Annotated in this window: 14 protein-coding genes; 8 read left to right on the top strand and 6 right to left on the bottom strand. The window is 60.7% G+C overall.

Annotated elements, in window-relative coordinates; translation table 11 throughout:
* Nucleotides 1-65: 65 nt before the first annotated feature.
* A complete protein-coding gene (locus AB4N82_RS10225) occupies nt 66-4,709 on the top strand; it encodes a dermonecrotic toxin domain-containing protein (RefSeq protein ID WP_122763990.1) in 4,644 nt (1,547 codons plus the stop codon).
* Here AB4N82_RS10225 and pdxR read toward each other — a convergent pair.
* Complete coding sequence (pdxR, locus tag AB4N82_RS10220; protein ID WP_122763991.1) at nt 4,664-6,259, bottom strand: MocR-like pyridoxine biosynthesis transcription factor PdxR; 1,596 nt, start codon at nt 6,257-6,259, stop codon at nt 4,664-4,666. The two genes, AB4N82_RS10225 and pdxR, sit on opposite strands and share 46 nt — an antisense overlap.
* Before the next feature lie 87 nt (nt 6,260-6,346).
* On the opposite strand from pdxR, the gene AB4N82_RS10215 reads away from it, so the two are divergent.
* From AB4N82_RS10215 to AB4N82_RS10205, 3 genes are read left to right on the top strand one after another with little or no spacing between them, the layout of a single operon-like run.
* The gene (locus AB4N82_RS10215) at nt 6,347-6,985 is read left to right on the top strand and encodes an FMN-binding negative transcriptional regulator (protein ID WP_122754173.1); all 639 of its coding nucleotides are present in this window, start codon (nt 6,347-6,349) and stop codon (nt 6,983-6,985) included.
* Complete coding sequence (locus AB4N82_RS10210; RefSeq protein WP_122763992.1) at nt 6,982-7,428, top strand: GNAT family N-acetyltransferase; 447 nt, start codon at nt 6,982-6,984, stop codon at nt 7,426-7,428. Before AB4N82_RS10215 ends, AB4N82_RS10210 begins: the two co-directional genes overlap by 4 nt.
* A gap of 10 nt (nt 7,429-7,438) precedes the next feature.
* A complete protein-coding gene (locus AB4N82_RS10205) occupies nt 7,439-8,113 on the top strand; it encodes a GNAT family N-acetyltransferase (RefSeq protein ID WP_032884476.1) in 675 nt (224 codons plus the stop codon).
* Nucleotides 8,114-8,116: 3 nt separating this feature from the next.
* Here AB4N82_RS10205 and AB4N82_RS10200 read toward each other — a convergent pair whose 3' ends face one another.
* Nucleotides 8,117-9,013, bottom strand: coding sequence for a homocysteine S-methyltransferase family protein (locus tag AB4N82_RS10200; RefSeq protein WP_122763993.1), 897 nt, complete (start codon nt 9,011-9,013; stop codon nt 8,117-8,119).
* A 112-nt stretch (nt 9,014-9,125) separates the two neighbouring features.
* On the opposite strand from AB4N82_RS10200, the gene AB4N82_RS10195 reads away from it, so the two are divergent.
* The 3 genes from AB4N82_RS10195 to AB4N82_RS10185 all read left to right on the top strand — a co-directional run bounded on the left by AB4N82_RS10195 (nt 9,126) and on the right by AB4N82_RS10185 (nt 12,187).
* Nucleotides 9,126-9,947 (top strand): ABC transporter substrate-binding protein, encoded by an 822-nt coding sequence (locus AB4N82_RS10195; RefSeq protein ID WP_032884478.1) that lies wholly within the window; start codon nt 9,126-9,128, stop codon nt 9,945-9,947.
* On the top strand, nt 9,944-10,714 hold the full coding sequence (locus AB4N82_RS10190; RefSeq protein ID WP_032884479.1) for an amino acid ABC transporter permease: 771 nt from the start codon (nt 9,944-9,946) through the stop codon (nt 10,712-10,714). Before AB4N82_RS10195 ends, AB4N82_RS10190 begins: the two co-directional genes overlap by 4 nt.
* Nucleotides 10,715-10,876: 162 nt before the next feature.
* On the top strand, nt 10,877-12,187 hold the full coding sequence (locus AB4N82_RS10185; RefSeq protein WP_122763994.1) for an autotransporter outer membrane beta-barrel domain-containing protein: 1,311 nt from the start codon (nt 10,877-10,879) through the stop codon (nt 12,185-12,187).
* Nucleotides 12,188-12,247: 60 nt separating this feature from the next.
* On the opposite strand, the gene oadA is transcribed toward AB4N82_RS10185, so the two are convergent.
* Nucleotides 12,248-14,056 carry a sodium-extruding oxaloacetate decarboxylase subunit alpha gene (gene oadA / locus AB4N82_RS10180; RefSeq protein WP_122763995.1) on the bottom strand — a complete coding sequence of 603 codons (1,809 nt, stop codon included), beginning with the start codon at nt 14,054-14,056 and terminating at the stop codon, nt 12,248-12,250.
* 11 nt (nt 14,057-14,067) lie between these two features.
* Nucleotides 14,068-15,483, bottom strand: coding sequence for an acetyl-CoA carboxylase biotin carboxylase subunit (locus tag AB4N82_RS10175; RefSeq protein ID WP_003213442.1), 1,416 nt, complete (start codon nt 15,481-15,483; stop codon nt 14,068-14,070).
* A 194-nt stretch (nt 15,484-15,677) separates the two neighbouring features.
* Here AB4N82_RS10175 and AB4N82_RS10170 point away from each other — a divergent pair, with 194 nt between their 5' ends.
* The gene (locus AB4N82_RS10170; RefSeq protein ID WP_122756210.1) at nt 15,678-16,652 is read left to right on the top strand and encodes a LysR family transcriptional regulator; all 975 of its coding nucleotides are present in this window, start codon (nt 15,678-15,680) and stop codon (nt 16,650-16,652) included.
* Here the strand turns inward: AB4N82_RS10170 and AB4N82_RS10165 are convergent.
* Both AB4N82_RS10165 and hexR read right to left on the bottom strand, forming a co-directional pair.
* A complete protein-coding gene (locus AB4N82_RS10165; RefSeq protein ID WP_081797576.1) occupies nt 16,582-16,779 on the bottom strand; it encodes a PA3496 family putative envelope integrity protein in 198 nt (65 codons plus the stop codon). The genes AB4N82_RS10170 and AB4N82_RS10165 overlap by 71 nt on opposite strands.
* Nucleotides 16,780-17,003: 224 nt before the next feature.
* Nucleotides 17,004-17,870 (bottom strand): transcriptional regulator HexR, encoded by an 867-nt coding sequence (gene hexR, locus AB4N82_RS10160; protein WP_003177007.1) that lies wholly within the window; start codon nt 17,868-17,870, stop codon nt 17,004-17,006.
* Between the last annotated feature and the right edge of the window lie 112 nt (nt 17,871-17,982).

Below are 17,982 nucleotides of genomic sequence, written 5' to 3'. Positions count from 1 at the left end.
TTCCCAAGAAAGGGCCCCGAGCCACCCACGCTCACGCGCCCTTCATTTCTGCAAAGGACTTGCCTATGCCTGAAGCAACGCTTCCTGATCATCCGTCGGCCACCAGCCACAATCGACCCCCTACTACCTATGAGCTACTGACTCAACTGACCTCCGGCCCGAACAGCCGGGAGGTGGCCGCCGTGACCCTGCGCTCGGCGCTCAAGGAGCTGTATCCAACCCTGGCCATCGACCCGGACCTGGCCATGGTCGTCACGCCGAATTGGCGCGTCGTCGATGATCAAGTCCTATCCGCCCCGGCCTATGCCATGTCGCTCACTTCGGTGCTGGCAAGCCAGATGCTGAACCCGAAGCCGGTGATCTACCTCGATGGCGAACACTTCCTGACACTGCAACCCGACGCCCGGCCACCGGTGCATTTACCGGTAAAAATCGATGCCATTGCGCGCATGATCAATGAGCTTTCAGAACTGATGCTGTCTGCCTTCCAGGAGCAGTACCTCAATTACTGGAATGCCTCCGATGGCAGGAGCGGGCACCGCTGGAAAGTGTTCTCACAATCCCTGCGCAAAGTATGGAATGTCACGGCGCAAGAGGGCTGGGATGAACATGATTGCGCCATAGCCAGGTCGCTGTTCCTTTTTCCGGAGCGAGCCACACGCTCTGCCCAGGACAGCTACAACACTCACGCCTACCTGATCGACGTCGATGCGCTGCAAGACAGCCAGACCGCTCACACCGCCCTCATGGACATCGCCGTAGTGATTGGCGAGCATGAGCAGGGCCAGCGGGTCCTGGTTTACTCACTGGTCAACGGCTACGAGAAATTCGACTCGCTGGAGCAATTCGGAGAACAACTGCCCGACCGAATGAACGCACGGAACAATGAGCTAAGCCTGCAGTGGCGGCTGTACGAACCGCCGGGCAATTTCTTCGACAGCCTGGCCGGCGCACTGATTGCGTTGCAACTCGACGCAATAGGCTCGATTGACAAAGACGACCGCAAAGCGATCAACGTGGACGCCGATGCCAGCCCCTTGGTCGCGGTTGCCAACGTCCTGCCGGTGGTCGAGGACTTGAGCGATCACTCGCTATCCAATATCCGTGACATCCATGAGCGGTTGCCCGACTGGCTGGCCCACGCCTCGGACTTGGATATTTCCACCTACAGTCGGCGCCTGATCGATCTTGCCGAGTTGCATACCCTCCAGAAGGGCGCGTCCTTCAATGACGATATTGCGCCGATCCGCGAATACACCCGCGATCAGTTGCAGAGCCAGATTCGTGCGCACGCCCAAGGTGCAAACATCAACGTCGACAAGATCGAAGTTCACATCGAAAGCCCGGTTGTCTGGGGAAGCACGTTCATCGTGCCCACGGCGCCGGACATCACACGCCGTAACCTGATCGACCTAGCCCTGGAAAACCTCACAGGCCTGCCGACCGGCCAACCCCGCGTGGTCTATAACGGCAGCGCAGCTCCCCCGTGGCTGTCTTACACCTACCTGAAGAGCGTGATTGAAAACATCGATATCGGCCAGCACTACCCGGCGCTGATCAAGCGCACGCTGCTGGAAGATACGGTTCAGGCCAAGGGCAGACAAACGCTCTACATCAACCATTTGCGCGTACAGCTGCCTTTGCTGGCACTGCAACTCAAGATTCGCCAACAGCACGGGGTCGATGAACTCGGTGCGCGCTACGTCGCTGCCGTAATGCAGGACGAAGACCACGGGCGACTCGTCGACGGGCAGGAGATTGTCATTCGCCCCTTGGCATTCTTACCGACCTTGCGCCCCGGCAATGATCAGGATGTGGTTGCCAATATGTTCGTGATCGGCGCCAAAGACGCCGCCGCGGGCCCGTGCCTGCTGTACCGTCCCTCGCTGGAACCAACGCTGCTGCAGTATCCGTCACGGCAAAACCTGATCTACGCCATCAAACACACGCGTCCACTTCGCGACTCGGTGCTGGCCTGGCTGCCAGAGGCGGCGCGCTTCAACTACGCGCAGTATGTATTCCCCGATAAATGGCCATCGCCATGGACGGTCATTCGAGGGCTGGTCGAGCCGCAGGTCATGGTGTACATGAGCGGCTCCATTACCTTGAGCGACCAGGTGCTTGGCGCAGCCCCGCTGGCCGCACTGTTCAAAGCCAATGCCGAGGCCATGGTCGAACTGGCGGGCCGCCAGTCAGTCTCCAATGCGCAAAAACGCTGGGCAACCTTGCGCCAGGCAGGCTGGCAAATCTTCAATGCGACGTTGCCGTTCCTGGGGCGCACGGCCGGTATCGCCGCCTGGATCTGGCAGATCATGGATGACTTGCAGGACATCGCCCAGCAGGACAACCCCGAAGCGGACCCCGAAGGCGCCTGGATAGCCCAGGTCGACCTGTTACTCAACCTTGGCATGGCCCTGGCGCTGCACGGGGCCTTGCGTCACGCGCCGGTCGAAAAACCCAGCGAAGAAACCAGGCTGAAAACAGAATCGTCAGCGGTCGAACCCGCCGAAACAATCGAGCCGCCGCCCAGCAAAACCTCCGTGGCCCGGCTGGACAACGTAACGGGCACCGAGCTGCCGAGTCGGCACCAGGGCCTGCTGAACATTCGCGGCGCCATCCCCGCCGACCGTCCAAGCCTGGAGGCCACGCTGGACAGCTTCAAAATCGAGAGGCCCGCGGGCCTGGAACCTCAGGTCACAGAGCCTGGTATCTATCTGCACCTCTACCCGAACGCCCAGAAATGGTACGCCGTGGTCGGCACGCGCTGGTTCGAAGTCAACGTAGACGAAGCGGATAACGTGGTCATCATCGACCCAGGCAATCCCTCGCGAATGGGCCCCATGCTACTCAACAACAAGGCGGGCCAATGGTTTGTGGACACACGCCTGCGCCTGCGCGGTGGTGGCTTCAAAAACCGGCGCAAGGCCGTGCAAATCCGCAATACGTCTCGAATCGGCGACCTGCGCAGGCAGCTCGACGAATTCGACGCCAATGAGCGCAGCAGGCAGTCGGAAATCGCCGGCGCACACACGGCGATAGGCGACGAAGCAGGCCCCTCCACCGAATTGCGCCGCCAGAGCTTCATCGACAAGGTCGACGCCCGAATCCTGGATTACGACGTGCCGATCCGCCAACTCAGGTCACTGGGCATTATCGATAACGTGCCCAACTACCAGAGCTCCATGATCGACTATTTGCACAAGCAACTGCTGTTGACGCGCTCCGCCATCAACCAACGCTTACCGCGGTTCCGTGAAACCCTGGAAAGCTCCGTCCCGAGCCTTGAGTCGGTCACCGGCATTGATGCCAAGACCAAGACACAAACCGCCCGGGCCATGTCGGACATGACGGGCGAAATGATCAGACGCATGGAGTACGTGGAGACACGTTTTCATGAACTGGAAACGCTTGGCATCGACGGCAACAAGGTCATTCAGAGCACGCAGCACGCCCTGCCCAAGCTTCAATTGCGGGACTTGAAGGCGTTTCAAGTCACCCTGGCCCGTCACCTGTGCGTCCAAGAGGGCGACGGCGAAGCGTTCGATACTGCGCGCGAGCTGCTCGACACCATCGTCGATGCCGCCGATCTTCACATACAGAGCTGCACGGAGGCGTTGGCCGACACGGCTATTCGCTCGTTGGAGGAGCGTATCGACGTGCTCAACAGCCTGGTCGATCAATTTTCCATCGTTGACCAGCGCCTGCTGGACCTGCATGCCGAATACCCCGAGCAGGTACAGCGCGAGCCCCTGGAAACCCTGCGCAAGCAGATCAACGAATTCAATCAGCACGTCGTTCGCGAGCTGGCCCTGTTGCTCAGGGAAAGCAAAGCGTTGGAGCCCAAGCCCGGCAGTTCGAAAACCGCATCACCCCCCAAGCGCAAGATCATCAAGACACGCTTCAACGGCGTGGTGGTCGGCGAACCGCGCGCGGCCGAAGAAGGGCTGGTGGATGTAAAGTCGCCGCTGACGGGCAAAGTCATTGCGACCTTCCATGAGAAAGAGCCTGGGGTGTGGGTCGAACGCGACAGCCGCCCTTCCGGACCGCGACCGCCCCAGGCAATAGACCTGAACGTGAGCCTCAACGAGGGTGACCAGTTGCTTCAGGACGAACCTGCCGCGACCTTGCGGACCCTGGGCCACTCAAAAAAGGCCGGGCGCATTCCGGTCGAAATCGAGGAGATGTTCCACCAATACGCCGCTCGCCTGGAGCGTGCCGTCAGCCGCATCGAAGAAGCGTTGACCCAACGTAATCTGACCGAAAGCGATCGCCCTTCCGCAGCCTCCACTAACAAGCAGCTCAACGACGCGGCGCAGCGCCTGTACGAGCTGGGCACCACGACCCGGATCAGCATGACCAAGCAGCAACCGCCCACAGCGGCACGGGTGGAGTGGCTGTTTGACCGGGGTTTGGTGGAAATTGCCAAGGTCAGCACCCGGCGTCGCCTCAAAGGGCCGGGCAAAGACTTTCTGGACGAGTACGAAATACGCGACCATCAAACCCACAACGTGCTGTGGTATGCCCACTTTCACTACAGCTCAGCGCAAGCGGCCGCCGAAGAATATATCGCCGGGCACCTCAAGACGCGTGAACAACAGAAGCAAGGGGGAAGCCTGCAGCGCACCGGCTTGAACGACCACGACCAGATCGCGATTTACCGCAGTCAGATCGGGTCGAAACTCGCCAAATCGCTGTTTTTTGACAGCTGACCGTACTGCTTGTCGGCGCCCCAGGCCTTGCGCAGACGCTTCAGCGCGTCGGCAATCGCGGCTTCAGGCACGGCGGCAAACCCCAATACCAGGCCGGCGCGTTGATCCGCCGGTGTGGTGGAGTGCGCCAGCCAGTAGCTGCTCAGACCATTGACCTCAACGTCGGCCGAGCGGGCCTGCTCCAGCAGTTGCTGTTCGCGGGCCAAGCTGTCCACGCGCACCGTCATGTGCAGCCCCGCCGCTACGCTCGGCAACTCGCCAACCCCCGGCAGACCGCTGGGCCAACCGGCCAGCAAGGCATTGCGCCGGCTTAATGCTGCGCGGCGCATGCGGCGGATGTGCCGTTGAAAATGGCCCGCCGCCATGAACTCGGCCATCACTGCCTGAGTGCTGACTTCCGAGTGGCGCATGTCGACCGCGCGGCGCCGTGAGAAGGCGTCCACCAGACCCGGCGGCAACACCAGATAACCCAGGCGCAGCGCCGGAAACGCGACTTTGCCGAAGGTGCCCACGTAGAGCACGCGACCACTGCGGTCCAGCGCGGCCAACGGTGACAGGGGCGCGCCGCTGTATCGGTATTCGCCGTCGTAGTCATCTTCGACGATCCAGCCGCCTCGGCGCTCGGCCCAGGCCAGCAATTCCAAGCGCCGCGCCAGGCTCATCACCACGCCCAAAGGGTATTGATGGGAAGGCGTGACGTACGCCAGGCGACAGTCGCCCAGTTGATCGAGGGCCTGGCAGTCGATGCCGTCACTGTCCACCGGCACCCCATGCAGGCACCCACCGGCCAGGGCGAATGCATGGCCTGCGGCGCGATAGCCAGGGTTTTCCACGGCCACGCCATCGCCGGGCTCCACCAGCAACTGTGCACAAAGGCTAATCGCCTGCTGTGCACCACTGGTGATCACTATTTGCTCAGCCGTACATTGCATCCCCCGCGAACTGCGCAGGTATGCCGCGATCAGCCCGCGCAGACGCCCATCGCCTGCGGGGTCGCCATAGCACAGCTGTTGCAGGTCCGGCTTGCGCCAGAAGGCCCCGTTCAGCTTGGCCCAGACCTCGAACGGGAACAGATCGAAAGCCGGCACACCGACCCGAAACGCCTTCGGCGGCCCTGCGGGTGGCTGCGACAGGTAGTGGTTTTGCAGTCGCCCCAGGGCCGGTCTGTGGATAACTTCATCATCGAGATCCGCCGGCAAATTTTCCCATTTTGTGGATAAGGTTGGGGATAAGCCTGTGTGTAACCCTGTGGATACTTTTGTGGATAGTTTTTCCGTCGAGGGCAGTTGAGCGACGTAAGTGCCATCGCCGACACGCCCTTCGATAAACCCCTCGGCATACAGCTGATCGTAGGCACGTACCACGCTGTTGCGCGAAATCGACAGCGCGGCGGCCAGGTCACGGCTGGCCGGCAGGCGCGTGCCGCTGATCAGGCGACCATCGAGTACGCGCTGGCGTAGGGCTTCATAGAGCTGGCGCGTAAGGCCCCGGCCGCGATCCAGCTCGATACCGGCGGGGTTGAATGACAGAGGCGGCGCAGTCGGCGACATATTGGACCTATGAAATTGGCCGTAGATGGCTCTTACAACGGACCATTAGCCTGCCTAGGATGCTGGCATTCGCCAAGGAAAATATTCATGTACACACCTCGCGCCTTTGCCCTCGACGACTTACCCGAACTGCATCAATTGATCCAGCACACCCGCCTGGCGCAACTGGTGACCTTTGGCGAGCAAGGCCTGCAAGCCAGCCACTTGCCGCTGCTGCTCAACCCCGATGAAGGCCCCAACGGCACGCTTTACGGGCACTTGGCCAAGGCCAATCCGCAGTGGCGCGATTTACAGAATGGCAACGACGCCCTGCTGATTTTTGCCGGCGCCGACGCGTATATCAGCCCGGCGTTTTACCCGGCCAAGGCCGAGCACGGCAAAGTGGTGCCGACCTGGAATTACATCGCCGTGCATGCCTACGGCAAGGCCGAGGTGTTTACCGATGCCGAGCGCCTGCTGGCGCTGGTCAGCGCCCTCACCGACCGCCACGAAGGTAACCGTGCGCAACCATGGAAAGTCAGCGACGCCCCCGCTGATTACATCGACGGCATGCTCAAGGCCATCGTCGGCTTTGCATTGCCCATCGATCGCCTGATCGGCAAACGCAAACTCAGCCAGAACCGCAGCGCGGCGGACATCGCCGGCGTGCGCGACGGCCTCGCCGCCAGCGCGGACGTGCGCGACCAGACCCTCGCACGTTTTATTCCCCAAGGAGTTTCAGAATGAGCCAGATCGACATCCGCCAGGTCACCGCAGCCGACCACGCCGCCTGGTTGCCGCTGTGGCAGGCGTACTTGACGTTCTACAACACCGAACTGCCGGACGCCGTCAGCCAAAGCACCTGGCAGCGCCTGATCGACGCCAGCGAGCCGACCCATTCGGCACTGGCCTGGCAGGACGGCAAGGCGGTGGGCATGGTCAACTTCATCTATCACCGATCTAATTGGAGCATCGAGAACTCCTGCTATTTGCAGGATTTGCTGGTGGACCCTGCCCAACGCGGCACCGGTGTCGGCCGTAAACTGATCGAGTTCGTCTACGCCACTGCCAAGGCCGACGGCTGCTGCAAGGTGCACTGGCTGACCCACGAGACCAACACCACCGCGATCCAACTCTACGAGCGCATCGCCGAACGCCCTGGCTTCATTCAATTTCGTAAAGGTCTTTAAGGAGCGCAGCATGTCTACTTCCCTCGCCGACTGGAAAGGCGTCCCGGCGCCCACCGCTCAACTGCTCGAAGGGCGCTTTATCCACCTGGAAAAACTCGACCCGGCGCGCCACGCCGATCAACTGTGGCAAGCCCTCGAAGGCCCCGGCGCCGACCCCAAGCTGTGGGATTACTTGCCGTACGGCCCGTTTACCGAGCGCGCCGCGTTCGATGCGTGGCTGAACAACCACGCGGCCAATACCGACCCGTACTTCTTCAGCATCGTCGACCGCGCGACCGGCCAGGTGCAGGGCATCCTCAGCCTGATGTCCATCGTCCCGGCCCAAGGCCGCATAGAAATCGGGCATGTCACCTTCGGCGCGCCGATGCAGCGCTCACCCAAAAGCACCGAAGCGGTGTACCTCTTGGCCAAATACGCGTTCGAGCAGGGCTACCGCCGCCTGGAATGGAAGTGCAACAACGGCAACGCCCGCTCCAAATATGCGGCTGAGCGGTTGGGGTTCAGTTTTGAGGGGGTGTTCCGCCAGCATATGGTGGTCAAGGGGCAGAACCGGGATACGGCGTGGTATTCGATTTTGGATTCGGAATGGCCGACGGTGGGCGCGGGGTTTGAGGCGTGGTTGTCGGAGTCCAACCAGACCGCCTCAGGTCAGGTAAAAAGCCTGGCGCAGTGCCGCCAGGCTTAAGCCTTAGTTCAGCTTCTGGGCCAGCACCGCAATGTGCTCCGGCCCGATCCCGCAGCAACCGCCCAGGTGGCTGGCACCGCGTTTCTGCCAGTCCGCGGCCCAATGCAGGTAGCCCGGCGGATCGAGGTCCTCGCGCAACGGATCCAGGCCATCGTTGGCCGTGGCTTCCTTGGGTTGCGGCGGGAAGGCATTGGCGTAGGCGCCGATCTGGATCGACACGCCCAGACGCTCGAAGGTTTGACGCGCCGCGTCGATGGCCGCGCCAATCACTTCCGGCTGGCTGCAATTGAACAACAACACTTGCACACCCAACTGCGCCGCCACTTCGGCCGCGTCTGCCACCGGCTCGCCGGAGCGCAGGCGCGGGACGTCGTCAGTGTCTTCATCTTTCAAGGTAAACGACAGCCAGAACGGCTTGCCATCCTGAGGCAGGCCGGCATGAATCGCCCGCGCCTCGACGATTGAACTCTGGGTTTCCGCCAGCCACAAGTCGACGTGAGGCGCGAGACCCTGCACCAGCGGGATGAGCAACTCAGACACGCGCTGTGCTTCAAACAAGTCCGGACGATAGGAGCCAAACAGCGGCGGCAGCGAACCGGCCACCCGCACGTTTTTGCCCGACGCCGTTACCGCACGACGCGCCAATTCGCCGGCCAACGCCGCCAAGGCCTGGCCTTCGGCAGCAAACCGCGCTTCACCGATATGAAACGGCACCACCGCGTAGCTGTTGCTGGTGATCACGTTGGCACCGCTGTCGATATAGGCCGCATGCACAGCCTCCACCGCCTGCGGCGCTTCGCTCAGCGCCAATGCCGACCACTCCGGCTGGCGAAACGGCGCGCCACGGCGCTGCAGTTCACGGCCCATGCCGCCATCGAGAATTACTGTTTCTGCGCCCATATGCTTTTTACTCATAAGCTTATGAAAATAACTCACTATGAGAGTCGTTCTTATAACTATTTAATACGTTCAATTCGCTTCATACCAACTCTTTTTTCTAAAGGTGTCCTTCGTGAAACTTAAACCCCTGCTGGCCCTGGGCCTGATGACACTGGCTGCCTCCACCCAGGCGTTTGGCGGTACGACCCTGGACCGGATCGAACAGAAAAAAGAGCTGGTGGGCGTGCTGATGGAAAGCTATCCGCCGTTCTCGTTTCTCAATGACCAGAACCAGCTGGATGGTTTTGACGTCGATGTGGCCAAGGCCGTGGCGCAAAAATTGGGTGTGAAGCTGCGTTTGGAAACGCCATCGTGGGACGTGATCGCCGCTGGCCGCTGGAGCGGGCGCTACGATATTTGCATCTGCTCGATGACCCCGAGCAAAGCCCGCGCCGAAGTGTTCGACTTCCCGGTGGAGTACTACGCCTCGCCGGCCGTGATCGTGGTCAATGCCAAGGACGACCGCATTCACGCCGCCAAGGATTTGAGCGGCAAGAAAGTCGGCCTCACCAGTGCCTCCAGCTATGAAAGCTACCTGAACAAGAACCTGGTGATCGAAGGCGCCGAAGACACACAACTGCAGTACCCGTTCGAAGAGGTGCAGATCGCGCCGTACGACACTGACAACGTCGCCTTCCAGGACCTCGGTCTCGGCGCCGGCGTGCGCCTGGACGCGATCCTTACCAACCTGGTGACCGCACAGCCTCGCCTGACCCAGGACAAACGCTTCAAGCTTGCTGGCGAACCGCTGTACTCGGAGCCCAACTCGGTAGCTATCGAAAAAGGCGACGCCGCGTGGGACAGCAAAGTGCGTGAGGTGTTTGCCCAGCTCAAGCAGGACGGCACCTTGAGCAAGCTGTCGCAAAAATGGATCGGCGCTGATATCAGCCGATGAGTTTTCGCACGCGGCTTTACCTGACCTGGGCGGCGCTGTTCGCCCTGTTTGCGAGCTTCTTCCTGAGCTTTGACCTGAAGTTCTCGATCATTCTCGACAAGCTGCCCAACCTGGTCGGCCTGCACCTGGCGCCCAATGGTTTCCTGCAGGGCGCGGCGTTAACGCTGTTCCTGTGCCTGTGTTCGATTCTGGTGTCGTCGGCGCTGGGCTTCGTCACGGCACTGGGGCGCCTGTCCAGCAGCGCGGTGGCGTTTGGCATCGCCACCTTCTACGCCTCGTTCTTCCGTGGCACGCCGTTGCTGATCCAGATCCTGCTGATCTATCTGGGCATGCCGCAACTGGGCCTGGTGCCCGGCGCGATCACGGCTGGGATCATTGCACTGTCGCTGAACTATGGCGCGTACCTGAGCGAAATCTTCCGCGCCGGCATCCTTGGCGTGCCCCACGGCCAACGCGAAGCCGCCCTCGCGCTGGGCATGCGCGATAACGCGATCTTCTGGCACGTCACCCTGCCCCAAGCCATGCGCACCATTGTTCCGCCCGCGACTAACCAATTCATCTCGATGCTCAAGGACTCGTCCCTGATCTCGGTGATGGGCGTGTGGGAAGTGATGTTCCTCGCGCAATCCTACGGCCGCTCAAGCTATCGCTACATCGAGATGCTCACCACCGCCGCAATCATCTACTGGGTGATGTCCCTCGCCCTGGAATTGATCCAGGCGCGGATGGAACGTCACTTTGGTAAGGGCTACGTTCGGCGCGGGTGAAGTCAGTAGAGCGGGCGTCGCACCCGCCCCCCCTCTGCAAACCGCGCGCCTTATCGCACAAGACCTGGGAAGTCTCCTGCAATCCAGCGGCACTGCGCCTGACATTTATCCCGCCTGAGCATCGCTAAATTCCCCGCCTCAAATATCAAGAGGTGGGCCTACATGCCGTTCATACACAAACAACTCGCACTGGCGATCATGCTGTCGCTGGGTGTCGCGAGTACTCAAGACGCGCAGGCACGGGGCGATATGGAGCCGGACAGCGAATGGCTTGATTGGATTGTCATGCCCGATGAAAGCCGACAGTTCGAACCGGCCGTCCCAGGGCCAGATGACTTCTACTTCGCGGATCGGGCGACGAGTCGCAACGGCCTGAACGTCGCCCGCGTGCTCGACGCTGCCGTGGATGAACTGTACGCGTCGGACGAAATCAGCGAACAGGCCAAGGACGAGCTGGACGATTACGGCCAGTACCTGTCCAGCCTTGCGCCCGGCCAGGTCGGGGCCGCGCTTGAGCAACTGGCCGGCAGCCAAAACGCCAATCTGGGCACCGCCACGCAAAACGCCCTGAAGCAGTTGAACGCCAGCCTGCTCTCGGCAGTACGTCAGTTAGATATGGACACCCGCGAGACAGGCCGAGTTTGGCTACAGGGCCTGGACAGCGGCGGCAGGCTCGACGCCCAACACGGCAGTGCCGGCTTGAGCCAAAGCACCCAAGGCGTGCTGCTCGGCGCCGACTGGTCAATCGACCACGCGTGGCGAATCGGTGTGGTGGGCGGCAAGTCCGGCAGCGACTTGAGCACCAAGGGTTTCAAGGGTGAAGTGGACAGCTGGCACCTCGGCACCTACGCCGCACGTCAGGACGGGCCGCTCTCGATGCGCCTCGGTGCGCTTTACAGCAGCCATCGCGGGCAGAACAAACGCTCGGTCGATCTAGGCTTGCTCGACTATCGTGAGCAGCTCAGCAGCAAATACAAGGCCCACAGCCAGAACGCTTTTGCCGAGTTGGGCTATCAGTTGGACGCTGCCGGCTGGCGTGCCGAGCCCTATGCCGCCGTCGGTTTCCAGCGCTACCAGCGTGATCGTTTCGAGGAAAAAGGCGGCTACGGCGCGCTGAACGTTGGCACACAAACCCAGCAGAACCTCAGCAATACCTTCGGCGTGCGAGTCTCCCAAGACTTCGCGCTGGGCAACCGCATGATCCTCAAACCGCACCTGAGCAGCAGTTGGAAACACCTGTATGGCAACGTCGACAGCCGCGTGCGCCAGTCCTTCGTCCATGAAAAACGCGAGGACTTCAACAGTGAGTTCACCATCGGCGGCACGTCTCTTGACCGCAACAGCCTCGCGCTGCGCACCGGCCTGGACCTGACGCTGTCGGCCGAACACAGCGTCGGCCTGGCCTACACCGCGGAATTTGGCAGCAACAGCCGCAACCAGGGTCTGACGGGCCAGTGGGCGATGGCGTTTTAAAGGCGAAAAAAAAGGGGGCACATGCCCCCCGAGGATTAAACGTTAGTGTCGAAGGCTGTATCAGCCTTCGACTTCAATCAAGATTTCGCCAGGGTTCACCCGGTCGCCCTTGGCCACATGAACAGCGGTTACCTTGCCGGCAATCGGTGCCTGCACTTCGGTTTCCATCTTCATGGCTTCGGTAATCAACACCGCCTGACCGGCCTTGACCACATCGCCTTCCTTGACCAGCACGTCAACGATATTGCCCGGCATTGCGGTGCTGACATGGCCCGGCTCGCTGGCCTGCTTGCGCTTGCTGCTGCCGCCGCCGACAAATTCGTTGAGCGGCTCGAACACCACTTCTTCCGGCATGCCGTCGATGGACAGGTAGAAATGACGCTTACCTTCGGCTTTTACGCCGACACCGGTGATGTCCACGCGGTAGCTTTCGCCGTGTACGTCGATGACGAACTCGGTCGGCACACCTTCGCCACCGGCACGGGCTACGCCGCCGGCTTCAGGGATGGGTAACAGCACTTCCGGGGCCAAGGTGCCGGCGTCGCGTTCTTCGAGGAACTTGCGGCCGATGTCCGGGAACATGGCGTAGGTCAGCACGTCTTCTTCGGATTTGGCCAATGCGCCGATTTCTCCGCGCAGCTTGGTCATCTCTGGCTTAAGCAGGTCGGCTGGGCGCACGTCGATCACTTCTTCGCTGCCGATGGCCTGGCGACGCAACTGCTCGTTCACAGTGCCCGGCGCTTTGCCGTAGCCGCCTTGCAGGTAGAGCTTCACCTCATTGGTGATGGTCTTGTAGCGCTCACCGGCCAGCACGTTGAAGAACGCTTGAGTGCCGACGATCTGCGACGTTGGCGTCACCAGCGGCGGGAAGCCGAGGTCTTCACGCACACGCGGGATTTCGGCCAGTACTTCGCTCATACGGTTGAGGGCGCCCTGCTCTTTCAACTGGTTGGCCAGGTTGGAGATCATCCCGCCCGGTACCTGGTTGACTTGCACACGGGTGTCGACGGCGGTGAATTCGCTTTCGAACTGGTGGTACTTCTTGCGCACGGCGTAGAAGTACAGACCGATCTCTTGCAGCAGTTCCAAGTCGAGGCCGGTATCGAATTCGCTGCCTTTAAGGGCGGCGACCATCGACTCGGTACCCGGGTGGCTGGTGCCCCAGGCGAAGCTGGAGATGGCCGTGTCGATATGGTCTGCACCGTTTTCGATGGCCTTGAGTTGGCACATCGCGGCCAAGCCGGCGGTGTCATGGGAGTGGATGAAGATCGGCAGGTTCTGCTCGGCCTTCAGCGCCTTGACCAGCTCGCCGGTGGCGTATGGGGTCAGCAGGCCGGCCATGTCCTTGATCGCGATCGAATCGCAACCCATGGATTCCAGTTGCTTGGCCTGCGCCACGAACGCGTCGATGGTGTGCACCGGGCTCGTGGTGTAAGCGATGGTGCCTTGGGCATGTTTGCCGGCGGCTTTTACGGCTTCGATGGCCACGCGCAGGTTACGCACATCGTTCATCGCATCGAAGATACGGAACACATCGATGCCATTCACTGCTGCCTTGGCGACGAAGGCTTTCACCACATCGTCGCTGTAATGGCGGTAGCCCAGCAGGTTCTGACCACGCAGCAACATTTGCAGGCGGGTGTTAGGCAACGCGGCGCGCAGTTTGCGCAGGCGCTCCCACGGGTCTTCTTTCAGAAAGCGTACGCAGGCGTCGAAGGTCGCGCCGCCCCAGACTTCCAGGGACCAGTAGCCGACTTTGTCGAGCTTGTCGCAGATCGGCAGCATGTCGTCGGTGCGCATGCGGGTGGCCAGCAACGATTGGTGGGCGTCGCGCAGGATGGTGTCGGTTACGAAGATTTTCTTGGTCATTGTTGTATTCCTCACAGGCCTGCGTGGGCGGCGATGGCGGCGGCGATGGCCAGGGCCAGCTCTTCGGGTTTGCGCTTGATCGAGTAGTTGGTCAGCTCAGGGTGGCTTTCCACAAAACTGGTGTTGAACTGGCCGCTACGGAATTCCGGGTTACGCAGGATTTCCTGGTAGTAGGCGGCAGTGGTCTTCACGCCTTGCAGGCGCATGTCGTCCAGGGCACGCAGGCCGCGGTCCATGGCTTCTTCCCAGGTCAACGCCCACACCACCAGTTTCAGGCACATGGAGTCGTAGAACGGTGGGATGGTGTAGCCGGTATAGATAGCCGTGTCAGTGCGCACGCCGGGACCGCCGGGCGCGTAATAACGGGTGATCTTGCCGAAGCTTGGGAGGAAGTTGTTTTTCGGGTCTTCCGCGTTGATACGGAACTGCAACGCGAAGCCACGGTGCTGGATGTCTTCCTGTTTCACCGATAGAGGCAGGCCCGAGGCGATGCGGATCTGCTCACGAACGATGTCGATCCCGGTGATTTCTTCGGTGATGGTGTGTTCCACCTGAACCCTGGTGTTCATTTCCATGAAGTACACCTCGCCCTCGGCGAGCAGGAACTCCACGGTACCGGCGTTCTCGTAGCCCACGGCCTTGGCCGCGCGCACCGACAGGTCGCCGATGTAGGCGCGCTGTTCAGGGGTCAGCTGTGGGCTTGGGGCGATCTCGATCAGCTTCTGGTTGCGACGCTGGATCGAGCAATCGCGCTCGAACAGGTGCACCACGTTGCCGAAGCTGTCACCGAGGATCTGCGCCTCAATGTGCTTGGGATTGACGATGCATTTTTCCAGGAACACTTCCGCCGAACCAAAGGCCTTGGTGGCTTCGGAGATGACGCGGGGGAAGGCTTGTTCAAGTTCTTCGCGACTGTTGCAACGACGAATCCCGCGACCGCCACCACCCGAGGTGGCCTTGAGCATCACCGGGTAACCAATGCGGTCGCCTTCGGTGAGGGCTTCGGCGATGTCGGCGACGTTGCCTTCGGTGCCTGGCGTGACCGGCACGCCGGCTTTGATCATGCTGCGGCGCGCTTCGGTCTTGTCGCCCATGCGGCGGATCACTTCAGCGGACGGGCCGATGAACTTGATCCCACGCTCAGCACAGATGTCTGCCAACTCGGCATTTTCCGACAGGAAGCCATAGCCAGGATGCAGCGCATCACAACCGGTTTCCACGGCCAGGTTCACCAGCTTGCGCGGGTTTAGATAACCGGCCAAAGGCTCGGCACCAATGCTGTGAGCTTCGTCGGCACGTTTAACGTGCAACGCGTGGCGGTCGGCGTCGGAATAGACCGCGACCGAGCGAATGCCCATCTCGGCGCAGGCACGCACGATTCGTACGGCAATTTCACCACGGTTGGCGATCAGGATCTTTTTTATCACTTGGAAATTCCCTTGAGCCGATTGCTGCGTTCTTCGACCCCTGGAGCTGGGTCGGCGCGTGACTAAATGTTTCATGACAGTCGCGAGACACACACTAAGCCCCAGCAGGGATTAACAAAAATCAATAATTATTGGGTTGTGTATAAGTAAAGACTTATAGTCACCGCATTACGGCCGGGATGGGTATCTGAATTATGCGTAAGTCATTGATGCGTATGACATTGCGTCAATTGCAGATTTTCAATGAAGTGTGCGATTTACGCTCTTACAGCCGTGCAGCCGAGGAAATGTCTCTGACGCAACCGGCCGTCAGCCTGCAAATTCGTCAGCTGGAGGAGCTGATCGGCCAGCCGCTCTTCGATTACGTCGGTAAAAAACTCTACATGACCGAGGCCGCCGAGGCGCTGCAACGGGCCAGTCGTGACATCTTCGGGCGCCTGGAAAACCTCGATATGCAGCTGTCGGACATGCAAGGTTCATTGCAAGGTCAGCTAAAGCTCGCGATTGAATCCAGTGCCAAGTATTTCGTGCCGCACCTGTTTGCCGCGTTCAAGCGCCAGCACCCGGAAGTACAACTGCACCTGACAGTGGTCAACCGCGCCCAGGTGATCCGGCGTCTTTCCGACAACCGCGACGACCTCGTGATTATGTCCATGGTGCCCCAAGACATGGGGTTGGAATTCCTGCCGTTTCTCAACAATCCGATTGTTGCCGTCGCTCCACCCGATCATCCATTGAGTCTGCAGGGGCCACTGCGTCTGCAAGACCTGGAGCCTTACACACTATTGGTGCGCGAACCGGGCTCCGGCACGCGACTGGCCTGCGAGGAGTATTTCAAGGAGAAGCGCGTGCACTTCACCCAGACGGTGGAAGTGGCCTCGGCCGAGGCGCAGCGTGAATGCGTGTGCGCAGGCTTGGGCGTGGCTTTGCTGACGCGCCATGCGGTGAATATGGAACTGGCCACCGGCGGGCTCAAGGAGCTGCCGGTGGAAGAGCTGCCGCTGTACCGCAGTTGGTGCCTGGTGCAGGCCAAGGCAAAGCGCCTGTCACCGGTGGCCCATGCGTTCCTGGGCTTTATTCGCAGCGAGCGTGTGCAAATCAGCGCGCTGGCTGAACGCTTCGCTGGGCAGCCGCGGGTGCCTGCCAGTGAAGTTCTGGGTAGTCACTGATGCTCTGGAGCAGTTGGCGCTCCTGGCAACGGTCTTCAATTGCGCGACGGAACGCCATGCGACGCTGGTCTTCCTGCTGACGACGGGTCTTTACAGTGCTGTTGCTGTCTTCGTAGGGACGGGCCATTTGGTGTCTCCCAAAGCGAGTACGGGGAGTACAGGATGGGTCGTAGCGATGACGGTTTAACGGCGCGGGGGTTACAGGACGATGAATCTTCCGAATAGGTAAACAATCCAAATGTGGGAGGGGGCTTGCTCCGGATTACGGTACATCAGCCGATTTCTCTTTGACTGACCCACTGCTATCGGGAGCAAGCCCCCTCCCACATTTTGAGCGTGTATGGCCCTGGATCAGTCGTCGAGGGCTTTGACGGACTTGGGCGACAACCGCAGGCTACGCAAGCTGCGCTTCACACTCTTGAGGTGGTTGACCAGGCTCGGTCCGCGCGCCATGGCCACGCCCATCGCCAACACATCGATTACCACCAGATGGGCGATGCGTGACGTCAGAGGCGTGTAGATCTCGGTGTCTTCATGCACGTCGATCGCCAGGTTGACTGTGGACAGTTCGGCCAACGGCGTCTGGCTCGGGCACAGAGTAATCAACGACGCGCCGCTTTCACGCACCAGATTGGCGGTGATCAGCAGGTCCTTGGAGCGGCCCGACTGGGAAATACAGATCGCCACATCCGTCGGCTTCAAAGTCACCGCCGACATCGCCTGCATATGCGGGTCGCTGTACGCCGCTGCTGTCAGCAGCAGGCGGAAGAATTTGTGCTGGGCATCTGCCGCCACCGCGCCGGACGCACCGAAGCCGTAGAACTCCACACGCTGGGCCTGGGACATGGCAGTCACGGCTTTTTGCAGCTCCACCGGGTCGAGTTTCTCGCGCACTTCCATGAGGGTGTGCAAGGTGGTGTCAAAGATCTTGAGGCTGTAATCGGCGACGGAGTCGTCTTCATGGATTGCAAACTGACCAAAACTGGCACCGGCGGCCAGGCTTTGGGCCAATTTGAGTTTCAGGTCCTGGAACCCGGAGCAACCGATGGCGCGGCAGAAGCGCACGATGGTCGGCTCGCTGATGCCAACGCTGTGGGCCAAGTCGGCCATGGAACTGTGCATCACAGCCGCAGGGTCAAGCAGCACGTGATCGGCAACCTTGAGTTCCGATTTGCGTAACAGGTGGCGCGACTGGGCGATATGTTGCAACAGGTTCAAAGGACGGACTCTTGTTATTGGCAGGGCCAGGGGATGTAGCAAGCTTGTAGTTATACTACAAGAATTGTCGTTTTGCCCGTCCGACGCATCACTTAATTGCCCTGCCACCCTC

Source organism: Pseudomonas sp. H1_D04 (genome assembly GCF_054683855.1).
This window is presented reverse-complemented; position numbering and strand designations above follow the sequence as displayed.